14 protein-coding genes and 1 other annotated feature are annotated in these 17,254 nt (G+C 39.5%); of the genes, 6 read left to right on the plus strand and 8 right to left on the minus strand.

Annotation, left to right across the window (positions count from 1 at the left end):
- Nucleotides 1-84: 84 nt before the first annotated feature.
- Nucleotides 85-1,350, minus strand: coding sequence for a Y-family DNA polymerase (locus MLD65_RS01910; RefSeq protein WP_243290154.1), 1,266 nt, complete (start codon nucleotides 1,348-1,350; stop codon nucleotides 85-87).
- Between the two features lie 186 nt (nucleotides 1,351-1,536).
- On the opposite strand from MLD65_RS01910, the gene MLD65_RS01915 reads away from it, so the two are divergent.
- Nucleotides 1,537-1,734, plus strand: coding sequence for a YqzH family protein (locus MLD65_RS01915; protein WP_243290155.1), 198 nt, complete (start codon nucleotides 1,537-1,539; stop codon nucleotides 1,732-1,734).
- A 59-nt stretch (nucleotides 1,735-1,793) separates the two neighbouring features.
- Here MLD65_RS01915 and MLD65_RS01920 read toward each other — a convergent pair whose 3' ends face one another.
- Nucleotides 1,794-2,588 carry an SDR family NAD(P)-dependent oxidoreductase gene (locus MLD65_RS01920; RefSeq protein ID WP_243290156.1) on the minus strand — a complete coding sequence of 265 codons (795 nt, stop codon included), beginning with the start codon at nucleotides 2,586-2,588 and terminating at the stop codon, nucleotides 1,794-1,796.
- A 2-nt stretch (nucleotides 2,589-2,590) separates the two neighbouring features.
- Nucleotides 2,591-3,556 (minus strand): MBL fold metallo-hydrolase, encoded by a 966-nt coding sequence (locus MLD65_RS01925; protein WP_243290157.1) that lies wholly within the window; start codon nucleotides 3,554-3,556, stop codon nucleotides 2,591-2,593.
- A gap of 212 nt (nucleotides 3,557-3,768) precedes the next feature.
- Nucleotides 3,769-3,973: a binding site (T-box leader), on the plus strand.
- A gap of 55 nt (nucleotides 3,974-4,028) precedes the next feature.
- On the opposite strand from MLD65_RS01925, the gene proC reads away from it, so the two are divergent.
- Nucleotides 4,029-4,868: a pyrroline-5-carboxylate reductase gene (gene proC / locus MLD65_RS01930; protein ID WP_243290158.1), complete on the plus strand. Its 840-nt coding sequence runs from the start codon at nucleotides 4,029-4,031 to the stop codon at nucleotides 4,866-4,868.
- On the opposite strand, the gene MLD65_RS01935 is transcribed toward proC, so the two are convergent.
- Nucleotides 4,865-6,487, minus strand: coding sequence for a M20/M25/M40 family metallo-hydrolase (locus MLD65_RS01935; protein ID WP_243290159.1), 1,623 nt, complete (start codon nucleotides 6,485-6,487; stop codon nucleotides 4,865-4,867). The two genes, proC and MLD65_RS01935, sit on opposite strands and share 4 nt — an antisense overlap.
- A 126-nt stretch (nucleotides 6,488-6,613) precedes the next feature.
- On the opposite strand from MLD65_RS01935, the gene namA reads away from it, so the two are divergent.
- A complete protein-coding gene (gene namA / locus MLD65_RS01940) occupies nucleotides 6,614-7,636 on the plus strand; it encodes an NADPH dehydrogenase NamA (protein ID WP_243290160.1) in 1,023 nt (340 codons plus the stop codon).
- Nucleotides 7,637-7,676: 40 nt separating this feature from the next.
- On the opposite strand, the gene rnz is transcribed toward namA, so the two are convergent.
- Nucleotides 7,677-8,621: a ribonuclease Z gene (rnz, locus tag MLD65_RS01945; RefSeq protein WP_243290161.1), complete on the minus strand. Its 945-nt coding sequence runs from the start codon at nucleotides 8,619-8,621 to the stop codon at nucleotides 7,677-7,679.
- 273 nt (nucleotides 8,622-8,894) lie between these two features.
- Between rnz and zwf the strand changes: the two genes are divergently transcribed.
- The 3 genes from zwf to MLD65_RS01960 all read left to right on the plus strand — a co-directional run bounded on the left by zwf (nucleotide 8,895) and on the right by MLD65_RS01960 (nucleotide 12,768).
- Entirely contained in the window at nucleotides 8,895-10,364 is a 1,470-nt protein-coding gene (gene zwf, locus MLD65_RS01950) for a glucose-6-phosphate dehydrogenase (protein ID WP_243290162.1), read from the plus strand.
- 27 nt (nucleotides 10,365-10,391) lie between these two features.
- Complete coding sequence (locus MLD65_RS01955; RefSeq protein ID WP_243290163.1) at nucleotides 10,392-11,012, plus strand: cyclase family protein; 621 nt, start codon at nucleotides 10,392-10,394, stop codon at nucleotides 11,010-11,012.
- Between the two features lie 373 nt (nucleotides 11,013-11,385).
- Nucleotides 11,386-12,768: a M28 family peptidase gene (locus MLD65_RS01960; RefSeq protein WP_243290164.1), complete on the plus strand. Its 1,383-nt coding sequence runs from the start codon at nucleotides 11,386-11,388 to the stop codon at nucleotides 12,766-12,768.
- 87 nt (nucleotides 12,769-12,855) lie between these two features.
- Here MLD65_RS01960 and gndA read toward each other — a convergent pair whose 3' ends face one another.
- From gndA to MLD65_RS01975, 3 genes are all read right to left on the minus strand, one after another.
- The gene (gndA, locus tag MLD65_RS01965) at nucleotides 12,856-14,268 is read right to left on the minus strand and encodes an NADP-dependent phosphogluconate dehydrogenase (protein ID WP_243290165.1); all 1,413 of its coding nucleotides are present in this window, start codon (nucleotides 14,266-14,268) and stop codon (nucleotides 12,856-12,858) included.
- A gap of 91 nt (nucleotides 14,269-14,359) precedes the next feature.
- Nucleotides 14,360-15,592 (minus strand): DNA polymerase IV, encoded by a 1,233-nt coding sequence (locus tag MLD65_RS01970; RefSeq protein ID WP_243290166.1) that lies wholly within the window; start codon nucleotides 15,590-15,592, stop codon nucleotides 14,360-14,362.
- Nucleotides 15,593-15,761: 169 nt separating this feature from the next.
- Nucleotides 15,762-17,249, minus strand: coding sequence for a glutamate synthase subunit beta (locus tag MLD65_RS01975; protein ID WP_243290167.1), 1,488 nt, complete (start codon nucleotides 17,247-17,249; stop codon nucleotides 15,762-15,764).
- Nucleotides 17,250-17,254 lie beyond the last annotated feature (5 nt).

The raw sequence follows: 17,254 nt of genomic DNA on the forward strand, positions 1-17,254 counted from the left end.
GGGTTTTAACAGACACATTTAAAAGTTCAGCAAACCATATGAACACTTTTGTCCATGTTTTAAATAACTATTAAAAATCTCCTCCTAATTCGCTTTATGCCCTCCAATTAGCTGACTTCGATGCACACTCGTTCCTGCCTTTGTATATGAAACAGCTCGTAGCAACGATTTGGAGCCGTGCTTATTTCGAATCGCATCCATCGCATATCCAAGCTGATGTTGTCTCGTTCTATTCGGTTGAAATAGATCGAGCTGCATCGTTTCATCCTCTTCAATATTGGAGAGCGTAATCGAAAGTTTCCGAACGGTTTTTGATTCATAAAATTGTTCAAACAGCTCAAGGCATACTTTGTAAAGATCCATCGTAATATTTGTTGGCTGTTCAATCGTTTTCGAACGATAAAACCCACCACCAAGTTCATCTTTACTATAGCCAATGCCAAGACTGATTGTTCTCCCTGCTTTTCGATGCCGGCGTGCCCTTCTTGCTACTTCTTCACACATTTCTAAAATGACACACTTCACTTCCTTTGGATCAGGATAGTCTCGTAATAAAATTTGACTTTTCCCAAAGCTAATTTGCCCATTTAAAATCGGTGCACCGATATTGGATAAATCCACTCCCCACGCATGGTAATAAAGCTGATTTCCGATAACCCCAAACTTTTTTTCGAGAATCTCGAGTGGATAGTTAGCCAGTTGCCCGACTGTGAAAATCCCCATTCGATTTAACGTTTTCTCAAGTCTCTTACCGATCCCCCACATTTCACTAAGCGGATTTACCGGCCAAAGCTTTGTCGATACGTCATCATACGTCCATTCAGAAATTCCGCTCTTTTTCGCTTCTAAATCTAAACAAAGCTTCGCCATGAGCATATTCGGGCCGATACCGATGGAGCACGGCAACTGAAATTCACGCTCTAAATCTTCTTTAATGTAGCGTGCGATTGTACGCGCATCCCCCCACATTCGCTCTACCCCACTGACGTCAATAAAGCTTTCATCTACGGAATACGTATGAATCGATTGCTTCGGAACAAAACGATTCAAGAGACGTGTTATTTCGGTTGAAATACGAAGATACATCCCCATCTTCGGCTGAAGGATTCGAATACGCGGATCATTCGGAATTTCAAATAAACGCGATCCCGTTTTTATCCCAAACTCCGCTTTTAATTTTGGGGATACGGCTAATATCACGCTCCCTTTTCGTTCTTTATCACCGGCAATAGCAATATAATCCTTTAACGGATCAAGTCCATCCATCACTGCCGCACAACTCGCATAAAAGCTTTTCATATCAATACATAAAATACTTCGTTTTGGCAGTTGTTCATAGTTAACAACCATAATATCCCCCTAAAACAAGAATGTATGTTCGTGTATTAATATATACTCCATTTTAATCGAATATACGTTCTCATTCAATGGTAGTTACAACCAAAAGAAGGAGTAAACAATTTTATAAATATTCTTCCCTCTTTTTCAAGAAAAGGCTACTATATGAAAGAGAAGTAGTGAAAATCGAGGTGCAAGATGGAAAGGAAACTGCTTGACAAAATGATAAAGAAATCATTTCTTCAATATGAACGGAATTTAACGATTGATCCATTAACAGAAAAAGAATACGAAAGGTTATATGAAAAAATTTGTCATGAGAAAGAAACACAAAAGACAACGGAATGGTATGAAATTATTGAAGATGTCGTGTATGACTACATTACAAATAAATAAAATGTGGCAGTTCTCTAGAAAAGCTCAAAAAAGTGATAGCCCTAAACGTTTAGAAGCTATCACTTTTTATGAAAGGCTTTTTTCGCCAGTCGTTCAAAAACATTCGGCATAATTCGATAAACAATGCTCCCTGTTTCCATCCACCACGGAAAATTCAGCTCTCTTTTGTTCGTTAACATAATCCGAACGACCTTTTCCGCAACATCCTCTGCCCGAAGCATCCATTTTTGGACATTTTGCACGTATTGACCAGACGTATCTGCAACATCAAAAAATTCTGTTTGAATCGGTCCAGGGTTTACCGCTGTCACAAAAACAGACCGGTCAGCAACCTCTAATCGCAAACTATTCGTAAAGCCCAACACCGCATGCTTCGTTGCTGCATAAAGACTCGATTTCGGTGTTGCCATTTTCCCAGCTTGTGAAGCGATGTTAATAATGTGACCACTTTGCTGGTTAAGCATTTTTTGTAAAACATATTTCGTACAGGCCATCATCCCGTACACGTTCACTTCAAACATTGCTTCCATCTCATCTAATGAAGCTTCTTCAAATGAACGAAACAGACCAAAACCAGCATTATTCACTAAGACGTCAATACGATCATGCTCGTTTAAAATGTGTTGAAATGTCTGCTCTACATTTCCTAAATGACGAACGTCTAGCTCGTAATAATGACAGCGAACGTTATACCTCTCTTCAATTGCTTTTGCTATTTCAGCAAGGCGGGCTTTTCTCCGTGCCAGCAAAATTAAATGCCCACCGCTCTTTGCCACTTCATACGCCATTTTTTCACCGATCCCACTTGAGGCACCAGTAATAATGACGAGGCGATCTTTCAAATTCGGATTCAAAACTACACCCTCCTGTAAAGTAACACACCATCTTCATTTGTAGACGTCAAAAGCTGTAAATCGATTAAATAGTCGAGCTGACCGACCGTCTCCGACATCGTTAACATAAGTTCACGTTCGTATACCGTCGGAAACAGCTTCTGACAAATTTGAAACGCCGTCATCTCCTGTTTGTCTATGAGCTCTAGAACATTCATCGCTCGCTCATGTTGACGTTGAAGACGATGACGAATAAGCGTATGCGCTTCATAAATGAACTCACCATGACCCGGATAAACAATGGAAATCGGAAAATCTAGCAATTTTTTAAGCGAAGTATTGTACTGAAGCTGTGGCTTAGGTCTTTCCCCACTACCTAGTGGCGGCTCTAATAATGGATTGGATGAAATCTTCTTCAGCAAATGATCGCCACCGATCACTTCATTCGTCCGTTCATTGTACAAAACGATATGACTTTGGGCGTGACCCGGTGTTTCAAGAACGGTCCAATTCAAAAGCCCATCAATTGTATCCCCTTCTTGGATCACTTTGGATAATGAGCGATGGCAAGAAAAATGATATGTCATATCGACTAAAGATAAAAATTTTTCATGCTTCTGATCGACACCGAATAAAGTAAATAATTCAGAATAAAATTGCTTTTGGTAGCCCAAAAATGATTTCTCTTGCCGGAGCCATGGAGCGTTATAAGAAGCTCCGTACACGGGTATATCATGAGGCAAATAATCAAGAAGGCCGATATGATCTGGGTGGTGGTGGGTTAATACGACTTGATCAATATCTTCAATGTTATATCCATGATCATATAGTTGTGATTGAAAACGACTCCATGCTTCATCTGTTTTCGGACCTGCGTCTACAAGTGTTAAAGCATCCCCTTTTATTAAATACACATTGACATCTCCTACGGGAAACGGAGTTGGCAGTGAAAGCATCGTAATCTGACTAGGTTTTAACGTGTTCATCATGAAAAACCGTCCTTTTAATTTTATTTTATAAAAATATTTTAAACCGACATAACTTTATTTGACAAACATAACACACATTTGACATTATATTCAAATAATTCAAACATCATGAACTAAAAAAATTCTTTAAATACCTTGACAAACCGTTGTCCACAATTGCATAATAATGAAAAATCTTTTCGTATTTTCAAATTATTCGCATAGATTAAAATAAAGGAGCTATGATTAGGAATAGTAAGCTAGAGATGATCGAAGAGAGCGAAATTCATTGGCTGAAAGATTTCGCGGTCCACTGTCTAGCTGAACCTACCCTATGAGCTGTTAGGTAAACCTAACCGTTACTCGCGTTAAGAGATAAAGTTGGCTGCATAAATGCGGCAAGTAAGGTGGTACCGCGGAAACCTGTCCGTCCTTTTTTGACAAGGGCGAACAGGTTTTTTTATTTCCATTCAATCAAAGGAGGAATGATGACATGAAAACAATCGGGTTTATCGGAGCTGGTTCGATGGCAGAAGCATTCATTTCTGGGCTCATTAACGGTGGTATTTACAAACCAGAACATATTTATGTGTCAAATAAGACGAATGAAGAACGACTCGAGCAATTACATGCCAAATATCGTATTCATATGGCCGAAAACAAAGAAGAGATCATTCAAAAAGCGGACGTGATTATTTTAGCGATAAAGCCGAAAGGTGCTGAAACAGTCATTCGTGCCATTCAACCATTTGTAACGGAAGATCATCTCATTATCTCTGTCTTAGCAGGTGTTTCCACGACAGCGATTGAAGAAATATTAGTAAAAAAAGTGCCTGTTATCCGTGCAATGCCAAACACGTCCGCAACGATCCGTCTATCAGCTACTGGCATGACAAAAGGACATTACACAACAGAAGAACAACTTGCTTTTGCTAAAGGATTATTTGAAGCCATCGGAACGGTACAAATCGTCAAAGAGGAGCAATTAGATGCCGTTACAGGCCTTGCTGGCAGCGGACCTGCATACATTTATTATTTAGTTGAAGCATTGGAGCATGCTGCAAAGGAAGTCGGGTTTGATGAGGAAACAGCACGTTCCTTCATTATTCAAACATTGTGCGGTGCATCTGAAATGCTCAAACAAACGAATAAAGAGGCAGCTGTCCTTCGTAAAGAAGTGACAAGTCCTGGAGGAACGACTGAAGCGGGAATAAAAATATTAGAAGCAAACGGATTTCAAAACGCGATTGTCGATTGCGTCAAACAAGCTGAAGCTCGTTCAAAAGAATTACGACACGCCTTTTTTGAAAACATGTTAAAGGAAAGAGTTTAAGCTCTCTCCTTTAACAATGTATGAATAGTGTAACTTAACAAACCGGGTAGTATGGAAAAACTAAACGGAAGATGAAGCCGTTCTGTCCACTTATGTGCATCTTTTCCGCGTGGGCCGACATTGATAATAGGCACATTCAGTTTCATCATTTCTTGAATCGGCATGTAATACCCTTTTCCGTAAAGCGGCATATTGGACGTTAACATGTGCAATGTTTTCGGGTCTTCATTTAATTTTAGAAAGCTTAAATCAGACAGTCCAGGAAAATAGTGAAGTCGCGTTAACTCCACTCCGTACATTTTATTGGCGTAGTCCGCTAAACTCTCCACTGTGTTTTCAATCAGCTTTTCACCTTTTGAAGATACCGCTGGATAAAAAGGAGGGCTGTAAAATAAGACGATAAACGGTGCTTCCTCTTGGCAAAGTGCAGCAAGGTCAGAGACGAGCTTTGTTGAAAAATCGCGATCTCCTACATCACCGCGATTGGACTGTAAATAGTCGATTCTGCGCCCTACTTCTGCTTCTCCGTACCGTTCAATCGCCTTTTGCAGTAATTGTTGATACGTAAATACACGCACCTTTCGATCACAAGACTCAAACGGAACTTTGCTTCGAAACTTCTCTTCTCGCTTCTTATACGTTTGTTCAATCTTTTTTGCTGCTCTACATGCTGTTTCATACAATAATTGATGCAACGAATCGAAAGAGCGATTCATCATTAAAAGATTAAACATGGTCACCGATTCATGAGGAATTTGAACAGAATATTCTTCTTTCAAATCTTTTTGCATTAAATTCGTCGGTGGAGGAGTTACCTCTCCTTCAACGACTTCACAAAACGATTCATTTAACTCTAACAACGGATTTAACTCAGACACCATTAAATTGGCATTTAATCCAGAAAAAGGTTCGCCTACATGCGTTTCAATTCCTTTGCAAAAAAAGCCGGCTAATATTTTTCCAATAGAGCCTGTATAGATATAATGATGATTATCATTCGGGTATTGAGCGAACATCGGTTCGCTATTAATACAAGCTTTATACGTTAACGAAAACTGTTCGGCCATATCTTGTATAACTGGGATAGCAGCCAGCATCCCTTCTGAATTCGCTTCCTCATCTGGAACCGTTAGGAGCAGCACATTTCCATCAAACTCTCCATTCATAGCTCGTTCAAGCATCGAAAGCTGAACCGTTAGCCCTGCCTTCATATCCATGGATCCGCGACCGAATAACCATTCATCTGATGCTACATCTTTTGCCGCTTCTTTTGGCATCCGGTCGATTAAGTCTTTCAGTTCACTTGTCAGTTCTCTTGGGCGAAATGCTAAATGCTCCAAATGGCCATAATCGTTTACATCGACAACGTCAAAATGGCTCAACAAAATGACAGTATTTGATGTATCCTTTTGTTTAACAAGAGCCGAAAGAAATTGCCTCCCATCACGCAATGAATGAAGCTTTAAATGCTCAGCATGTGATTCAAAGTACGGAAAGCTTTTCAGCAAATAATATAAATGTTCAGCAAACGTCACTTCCTCTTTTGTCCCGGTTATGGAAGGATGTTCAATTAACGTGCATAATAAGTCTTTAAGCTGGTCACTCGTTTGCCACTTCACACTATCACACCCTCGCTCGTATTTTTTAATATTTCAATATTTTAACACAACTAAAAAACAAAATATATGACGCTCACAGTAAAACGTTGCTATAATTTGAAGAAATGAGTTAGGGAGGCGAAAAAATTGAGTAGAGCTTTATTTTCTCCATTTACCATTAAAGATGTTAAAGTAAAAAATCGTATTGTCATGTCCCCGATGTGTATGTATTCGGCTGTTAATAAAGAAGGATTTTTAGAAGATTTTCACTATACTCACTACATATCGCGAGCGGTAGGACAAGTAGGACTGATTATGATAGAAGCGACTGCGGTTACGAAGCAAGGAAGAATTTCCGATCAAGACTTAGGCATTTGGGATGATAAACATGTTCAGCCATTTCAAAAGCTTGTACAAGAGATTCAAGCCTATGGAGCAAAAACCGCCATTCAACTCGCCCATGCAGGTCGAAAAGCAATGGTTGAAGGGGACATTTACGCCCCGTCCCCTATTCCGTTTGATCAACCATTTAGGCTACCAAAAGAAATGACAGAAGAAGACATAAACGAAACAGTACAATCCTTTCAAAATGGAGCAAGACGTGCAAAGGCAGCTGGATTTGATATCATTGAACTTCACGGTGCTCATGGTTATTTAATCAATGAGTTTTTATCGCCATTAACGAATAAACGAAACGATTTATATGGTGGGACACCGGAAAATCGTTACCGCTTTTTAAAAGAAATCATCCATGCTGTAAAACAAGTATGGGATGGACCTTTATTTGTTAGAATTTCCGCAAATGATTACAATCAAGAAGGGTTAACAGCAAAAGATTATGTTCAATATGCTAAATGGATGAGAGAAGATGGAGTTGACTTAATCGACGTTAGCTCTGGTGCCGTTGTCCCAGCAACCATTAATGTATATCCAGGCTACCAAGTGAAATATGCAGAAACGATTCGAAAAGAATCTGGTGTATGTACAGGTGCTGTCGGGATGATTACGAGCGGACTGCAAGCAGAGGAAATTTTACGGAATGAACGAGCAGATTTAATTTTCATCGGCCGTGAGCTACTCCGTAACCCATATTGGCCGTATGAAGCAGCAAAAGAACTAAAAACGGAAATCACAGCTCCTACTCAATATGAACGCGGGTGGATATTTTAACATAAAAAAGCCGGGGAATCCCCGGCTTTTTTATGTTAAATCATGAAATGTCACTTTCCCTCCTTTGCACTTCCATTTGAAAGAAGTCTCGAGCCACAAACGTATTTTCAAAGATTTCTTTTGCTTCACTTAGTAATCGCCGTTCTGATTCTTCTCCTTGATATCTGGAGCTAATATGTGTTAATAACAACACCTTCACTTCTGCCTCTTTCGCTAAATAAGCGGCTTGCTCGGTTGTCGAGTGGTAATAATCATATGCAAGTTTCTCCTCATCCTTCGCAAACGTTGCTTCATGAATTAAAACATCCGCATCTTTTGCTAACTCAAACCGAGCATGGCACGCTCTTGTATCGCCTAGAACCGCTATGATACGTCCTTTTTTAGGAGGTCCTAAAAACTCTTTTCCTCGTATCGTTCTTCCATCTTCTAACGTTACGGTTTTCCCATCCTTTAATTGTTTGTAAACAGGGCCTGGTGGAATGTTTAGCTTTTTTAATTGGTCGACAAGCAACATTCCTGGTAAGTCTTTTTCAACGACGCGATAACCATAAGAAGGAATCCCATGTTCTAACTTACTGACAAAAACTTGAAACGTCTCATCTTCAAATAATAACCCGTCCGATTCGATTTCTTTAAAGATTAGTTCGTATTTTACACGTGTACAGCTTAAGCGAAGGGATGTTTCAACATATTCTTTAATACCAGGTGGGCCGTAAACGGTAAGCGGGGTCTCCCCTCCTTGAAACGACCTACTGCCGAGTAAGCCGGGTAGTCCGAAGATGTGGTCTCCATGTAAATGGGTAATAAAAATTTTTTCAATTTTTCTCGGTTTAATCGACGTATGTAAAATTTGATGTTGTGTTGCCTCTCCACAATCAAATAACCATACAGCTTTTCGTTCTTCTAAAAGTTGAAGAGCAACGGATGAAACATTTCGTTCTTTTGCAGGAACACCTGCACCTGTTCCTAAAAAATAAATATCCAAAGTTCTTACCTCCAACCCATCAAAATGGTTATCATTAGCATACATGACAATGGAAAAATTGTGAATAATCGTGATGTTATTTCATATCACTCTCTTAAAATTCATCTTGTTCAATCGATTGTTGAAGTAGTGTTAAGTTGTCAGACCTTTATATTATTTGCTTTATCACCACTTTCCCTTTAAAATTAAGAATTTAGATGAGTGTTTTTTATATTGAATAACATATTCCGAAATAATAAAAATTGAAAGTTTATACAAAGCGAGGTACATATAGTGAATACAGTACATAAACCTAAAGCCGTAATTGTCATCTTCGGAGCTACTGGGGACTTAGCGAAACGCAAACTGTTCCCTTCTATTTATAAGCTTTATCAGAACGGAGAAATTGATCAAGATTTTGCTGTTGTCGGGGTTGCTCGCCGCCCATGGACAAACGATGTATTTCGTGAAAATGTTTGCAAATCCGTGCAAACGGCTGTCCCATGTCAAGAAGATCTTGACGACTTTACATCACATTTTTACTACCATCCGTTTGATGTGACAACCCCTTCGTCCTATCATGATTTACGAAGCTTATTAAATGACTTGGACGGTCAATACAATACAAAAGGAAACCGAATCTTTTATTTAGCGATGGCACCTGAATTTTTCGGTACGATTGCAAATAATTTAAAGAATTTCGGATTAAAAGATACTGCAGGTTGGACACGCTTAGTCATTGAAAAACCATTTGGTCATGACTTACCTTCTGCCCAAAAGCTTAACGAAGAAATCCGTGCAGCATTTAGTGAAGAGCAAATTTACCGTATCGATCACTATTTAGGGAAAGAGATGGTTCAAAACATTGAAGTCATTCGTTTCGCCAATGCCATATTTGCTCATTTATGGAATAATCGATTTATTTCAAATATCCAAATCACCTCAAGCGAGGCACTCGGTGTTGAAGAACGCGCAAGCTATTACGACAAGTCTGGCGCTCTTCGCGACATGGTACAAAACCATATGCTGCAAATGGTTGCCTTACTTGCGATGGAGCCGCCAATTAAACTAACAACGGAAGAAATTCGTTCAGAGAAAATTAAAGTACTTCGCGCCCTAAGACCGATATCTGAAGAGGAAGTTTCCACTTATTTCGTTCGTGGACAATATGGAAAAGGAACCGTAAATGGGAAAGAAGTTTCTGGATACCGAGATGAAGTCGGAAAAGATTCGAATACAGAAACCTTTGTAGCAGGTAAAATTATGATTGATAACTATCGTTGGGCAGGTGTTCCATTCTACATTCGTACAGGAAAACGAATGCCGGAAAAGTCAACAAAGATTGTCGTTGAATTTAAAGACATTCCGATGAATCTTTACTTTAAGAATTTAGACGTAAACCATCCGAATTTACTCGTTATTCACATTCAACCGGAAGAGGGGATTACCCTTCACTTAAATGCGAAAAAAGGAAGTGCTGGTTCGATTTCCACTCCGATTAAACTTTCTTACAATAATAACGGTATCGATGGAATGAACACACCGGAAGCGTATGAAAAATTATTACATGACTGCATGCTTGGAGATGCTACAAACTTCACACATTGGGATGAAGTCGCTTTTTCATGGAGTTATGTCGATACGATTTCAAAAGCATGGGCAAAAGAAACAGCTGATTTCCCTAATTATGTATCGGGAACGATGGGACCAAAAGCAGCAGACGAATTACTATCAAAAGACGGCTTCCACTGGTGGCCCATTTAAATGAAGAAAAAGAAGGAGTGTCGAAAAATGAAACTATATGATGTAACAGCTCCCATTTTTGAAGGGATGCCCGTTTACAAAAACAAACCAGAAAAACAACCGAAAATCCAAACTGTTACAAATGCGCACGTAACCGAATCGCGCATCGATATGGATTTACATACAGGAACACACGTCGATTCACCGCTTCATATGATTAACGACGGTGACACGATGGAGACTATTTCAATTGAAGATTTAGTTGGTCAAGTAAAACTGTTTGACTTGACTACTGTTAAAGATCGCATTACGAAAAAAGACATTGAAAGCTTAAACATCAAGAAAGGTGACTTCATCCTTTTTAAGACAACAAACTCATTTGATGAAGAGTTTAACTTCGAGTTTATATTCGTTGCAGAAGATGCAGCAACATACTTAGCTGAAGTTGGGGTAAAAGGAATCGGCATCGATGGGCTTGGCATTGAACGAAGCCAACCAGGTCACCCAACACACCGCACATTATTTAGCCATCAAGTCATTATTATGGAAGGCTTACGACTGAAAGAAGTTCCGGAAGGAGAATATTTCATGGTCGCAGCACCGCTAAAAATTCAAGGTACAGATGCTGCCCCAGCGCGTGTATTATTATTTGACGGGATACAAGCATGAAAGAGACGAACATCCTAGCTCAGCTAGGATGTTTTTTTAAGTACTTTTTATAAAGGATTAAGTGAAACTTCATTCAGTAAGGATAACCCGACAAAAACAACCGTTAGGAAGGTTTTTTCATGCAAATTCCCTCTATTCGATTATATATCCATTGGATTAAAATACTCCTTTTTTATTCGATTGCATACTCTTAAAATACTATATTTCCGTAAAAAATCCATATAAGTCAATACAGAAAGAAGATTTCATTCTATACCTAATATCCTTCATTTGTATCAGTAAAAATAATAGGTATTTATTACCTTTACAGAATATTCTCTTAATTCTATTATTTATATGAATGAAAGAATAATAGAAATTTGGGAGGTAGATTATGAGAAGAAAAGCATTTGCATCATTATTAGTTGCCGCAAGTATATCGTTAGGGGTTTCCGCCGTATCTGCAGAGCCGCTTCAAGCGCAAAATGTTCATTCAAATCATGCGTTTGACAACAAAATCATTAAACGGATAAGCGCGGACAAAATTTATCATCATATTGCTACTTTAAGTGAACAACCACGAGTCGCAGGAACAGAATCAGAATGGAAAGCGGTTCAATATATTAAAAACGAATTTGAATCGTATGGCTATCATACTGAACTTCAGCCATTCACCTTTATGAGTTATGAAGAGCCAACAAACGTGTCATTAACGGTGAATGGAAATCGTATTGAAACAGATCCTTTTACATATACACCGAATGGCAATGTGACTGGAGAGCTTGTTTTTGTAGGATTAGGAAGTGTTGAGGATGTTCAAGGGAAAGACTTATCAGGTAAAATCGCCTTGATTAAGCGTGGTAGCTTTTCATTTGCAGAAAAAGTGTTGAATGCGGCAAATGCCGGTGCAGAAGCGGTTATTATTTTTAACCATATCGACGGTGAGCTTCATGGTACACTAGGTGGAGCTAATGATGATTTTGTGCCAGTTGTTTCAATTACAAAACAAGAAGGTGAAGCACTTGTATCACAGTTAAGCTCCGGACAAGCTTTCACCGCTTCCGTCACTGTTGAAGGTGCGAATGTTTCCGCGAAAACTTCTCATAATGTTATCGCTACAAAGAAAGCAACACATAAGAAAAAGGATACAAACCAAATGGTGATTGTAGGGGCTCATCACGATTCTGTTGACGGTGCTCCAGGAGCTAATGATGATGCTTCAGGAACAGCTGCTACACTTGAATTAGCAAGGGTAATGGCCAATATGCCGACAGATACAGAGCTTCGTTTTGTAACATTCGGTGCAGAAGAGCTCGGCTTAATCGGGTCATATGAATATGTCGATTCGTTAACAGAAGACGAAATAAATAGAACGGTTGGCATGTTCCAAATGGATATGGTTGGAAGTCGTGATGCTGGAGATTTAGTGATGTTTACTGTAGATGGTGAGAAAAATATCGTGACAGATTTAGCAGCTTCCGCAGGGGTCCGAACAGGAACACCATTAACATATGGTCAGGAAGGTCGAAGCGACCATGTTCCATTCTATTACGCTGGCATTCCGGCAGCACTTTTCATCCATTCACCGGTAGAGCCATGGTATCATTCTCCAGAAGATACTTTAGATAAAATCAGTAAAGAAAAATTGCAAGAAACAGCAGAAATAGTCGGAGCGTCCGTTTATCAAATTGCAAGACCTGACACCCCTGCACTAGAACGTGCAAATGTTGCACCTAAAGAAGTAGAGTATGAAAAATATTCAGGTGGACTACAATAGTAATGTTCTGACAGAATGAGAAGTAATCCCCATTTTTGTTGTAATACGAAAAAGCATCGGAATCGTACCGATGCTTTTTTTGCCTTATTATTTATTCATCCAGTCCGTATGGAAAATGCCTTCTTTATCAACACGCTTGTATGTGTGAGCACCGAAGTAATCACGTTGCGCTTGAATTAAGTTGGCAGGTAATGTTTCTGTACGATAGCTATCGTAGTAGGCTAACGCTCCAGAGAATGAAGGTACTGGGATTCCACGTTCAATCGCAATCGTCATCACTTGACGTAATGCTCCTTGATAGCTTTCAACAATTTCTTTGAAATACGGGTCTAAAAGTAAATTTGGTAAGTTTGGATCACGATCATACGCTTCTTTAATTTTTTGTAAGAACGCCGCACGAATGATACAACCACCACGGAAAATCATGGCGATTTCACCGTAATTTAAGTTCCAATCATATTCATCAGAAGCAGCTTTCATTTGTGCAAACCCTTGAGCATAAGAGCAAATTTTACTCATATAAAGCGCTTTGCGAACTGCTTCAATTACCGCCTCTTTATCACCTTTAAAAGGTTTAACTTCAGGTCCGGAAAGAACTTTGCTCGCTTTTACACGTTCTTCTTTCATAGCAGAAATGAAGCGTGCGAAAACAGATTCCGTAATGATTGGAAGCGGCACACCTAAATCAAGGGCACTTTGGCTTGTCCACTTACCCGTACCTTTTTGACCTGCTGTATCTAAAATGACGTCAACTAATGGCTTACCTGTCTCTTCATCCACTTTTGTAAAAATATCTGCTGTAATTTCAATTAAATAGCTATCTAGTTCACCTTTGTTCCATTCTGCAAATACTTTGTGAAGTTCTTTTGCACTTAATCCGAGCACATGCTTTAAAATAAAGTATGCCTCAGAGATTAATTGCATATCTCCATACTCGATTCCGTTATGGACCATTTTTACATAGTGGCCAGCACCGTCTGGGCCAATGTACGTTGTGCAAGGCTCATCATTGACTTTTGCTGAGATGGCTTCAAAAATGGGGCGCACAAGCTCGTGTGCTTCCTTTTGACCGCCAGGCATAATGGAAGGCCCTTTTAACGCTCCTTCTTCGCCTCCGGAAACACCCGTTCCTATGAAATGGATTCCACGTTCTGCTAATAGTTGATTTCGACGCTGTGTATCTTTAAAATATGTATTTCCGCCATCAATTAATATATCGCCTTCCTCTAAATGCGGAAGGAGCTGCTCAATCGTTGCATCAGTCGGAGCACCTGCTTTGACCATTAATAAAATTTTGCGAGGTGTTTCAAGTGATTGAACAAATTCTTCTATACTATACGTACCAATAACATTTTTACCTTTTGCTTCTTTTAACATTTCTTCTGTCTTTTCAGAAGAACGATTGTAAACAGAAACAGTATACCCTCTACTTTCGATATTTAGGGCAAGATTTTTTCCCATTACCGCAAGTCCGATAACACCAATTTGTTGTTTTGACATCTTGTGAACGTCCCTTTCTTTTAAAAAGATACTTTTGTACACATTAGAAAATACCAAACTCTCGTCAATATTTCAAGTTTGAAACAATCAGTTATTCATCTTGCAAAAAATCTTTTGTAAAACTCGTTCCCTCCATTTGCTTCCCATCATCAAGCTTTGCCCCTTTTCGAAGAATATGTTCACCATACTTTTCTTGAATTTGTAAAACCGTTTTCTGCAACGGTTCCTTCATTGCATCTTGTTCAAAGGAAAATAGATCCAATTGTTTGAACGCCGCTTCCTTTTCCACTAAATCAACAGCAGATACACCTACTAACCGAATTGGGACACCATTCCAATGACGTTGAAAAAGATGAACCGCTTTTTTCTCAATCTCTTCTTTTAAATCGGTTGGATTTTCTACCTTCACACTTCTCGTAATCGTTTTTCGGTCATGAAAGCGGATCATGATGGAGACTTTCCCCGCCATAACTCCTTTTCGTTTTAATCGAGAACTAACCGATTGAGAAAGCTTTGCTATTATGCGGTAAATCTCCTCTTCATCTTCTGAATCATTCGGAAGTGTTGTTGAATTTCCAACACTTTTAAAATCAAAAATGGAATGAGGGTCGACCGCTCGATCATCAAAGCCATTCGCTCGATCTTTTAACCGCCTCCCATTCACACCTAGCACTTTTTCTAGCTGGACATGTTGACCACTTGCTAAATCACCAATCGTTTGTATACCAATTCTTTTAAGCTTTTCTGTTGATTTTTTACCGACTCCGTGCATTTCTTCTACAGGAAGAGGCCATAAAACATTCTTTAAATCACGCTTACGTAGAATGGTGATGCCGAGTGGCTTCTTCATATCAGAAGCCATTTTCGCTAAAAACTTATTTGGGGCTATCCCAATGCTGCAAGGTAATAAAAGCTCATCTACTAAACGCTGCTGAATTTCTTTTGCTAAAGTGACTGGGTGCAACTGCACATCTGTAACGTCCATATACCCTTCATCAATGGAAACAGGCTCTACAAGCTCTGTATATGACTTTAAAAGTTGAAACATCGCTTTTGAAGCTTTCCGATACCGCTTGAAATTAGGTCGTCTCACAATTAACTCTGGACAAAGTTTTTTCGCTTGCCATAACGGCATAGTAGTTTTTACACCTCGAGCACGGGCTTCATAGCTACACGTAACAATGATACCACGGCGCTGTTCTGGGTCCCCCGCAATTGCAACGGGTTTACCTTTTAAGGCAGGATCAAACGCCGTTTCAACAGAAGCATAAAAACTATTCATATCAACATGAAATATAACTCTCCCTTTATTCGGTTTGCTCATTCCTATCACCTATTCCCATTATACCGAGAATAAAGTGAAACTTCATGTAGCGGGAATCATTACACCAAGTTTTCTTCGTTATTACCACAAATATGACTGGAATCATTTTTTATAGATTGGAACAAATAAGAAAAAGCTACCTTTCAGTCAGGCAGCTTTCTCACCTTTTTTATGCATGAACCGCTTTATCTAATTCCATCACGTAACGATTCACTTCTTTTGCTACTTCACGCCCTTCATGAATCGCCCAAACGATTAAACTTTGACCTCTACGGGCATCTCCTGCGGCAAAAACCCCTTCTATATTTGTCGTAAACTGACCGTATCGTGCGTTTATTTTACGCTTTACCGTTTCAACGCCAAAATGCTTTAACACTGGCTGCTCTGGACCTTCAAAGCCAATCGCAATAAAGACATGATCACACGGCCACACTTTTTCAGTACCAGGTATTTCACGGAATACAACGTTGCCGTTTTCATCAACTACTTTTTCCATTTGAATCGTGTGTAATTCCTTTACACACCCCTGATTGTCGCCGACGATTTTCTTCGTTTGGATACAATACTCACGCGGGTCTTTTCCGAATTTTGCCTTCGCTTCCTCATACGCGTAATCCAATGTAAAGACAAGTGGGAATTCCGGCCATGGGTTTTCTACTTTACGCTTTGTCGGTAATTGTGGATGTTTCCCGAATTGAACAACACTTTTACATTTTTGTCTGAGTGCTGTTGCAACACAGTCAGCACCTGTATCCCCACCACCGATGACGATGACATGCTTTCCTTCCACATTTAAGCATTGACCATCTTCAAAATTAGAATCTAGTAAGCTTTTTGTTGTACTAGTTAAATAATCCATTGCAAAGTGAACACCTTCAAGCTCACGACCTTCCATGATTAAATCGCGTTGTTTTTGAGCACCCGTACATAATATAACCGCATCATATTGCTCGCGTAATTCAGACGCTGTTATATCTTTACCGACTTCTGTATTAACAACAAACCGAATCCCTTCCTCTTCTAACATTTTCACACGACGCTCGACAATTTCCTTATCTAACTTCATACCCGGAATTCCATACATTAATAATCCGCCGATTCGATCAGCTCGTTCAAAAACCGTCACAGAATGGCCAGCCTGGTTTAATTGATCCGCACTTGCTAAACCCGCTGGACCACTTCCTACAATGGCAATTTTTTTACCCGTCCGATAGTTTGGAATACGTGGCTTTATCCACCCTTCTTCAAACCCTTTGTCAATAATGGCGCGCTCAATTCCTTTTATTGCGACAGATGAATCTGAAATCGCGACTGTACATGACCCCTCACATGGTGCTGGGCAAACACGACCAGTAAACTCCGGAAAGTTATTTGTCATTAGTAGACGATCTAACGCTTCTTTCCATTGCCCTTTATAAACAAGGTCATTCCATTCTGGAATCAAATTATGAATTGGACATCCAGAAGTGAGTCCATTCAATTCCATTCCCATGTGGCAAAACGGAGTCCCGCAATCCATACAGCGGGCTCCTTGCTTTTGTAATGTTTCGTTGGAAAAACGTTGACTATATTCTTTCCAATTATCAAGTCGGGAAAGTGGATTTTGTTTCTTCTCTTCTTCACGTCCGTATTCCATAAAGCCTGTAACTTTTCCCATCTTCT

It is taken from the genome of Bacillus sp. FJAT-47783, from assembly GCF_022808615.1.
Classification (GTDB): domain Bacteria; phylum Bacillota; class Bacilli; order Bacillales; family Aeribacillaceae; genus Bacillus_BZ.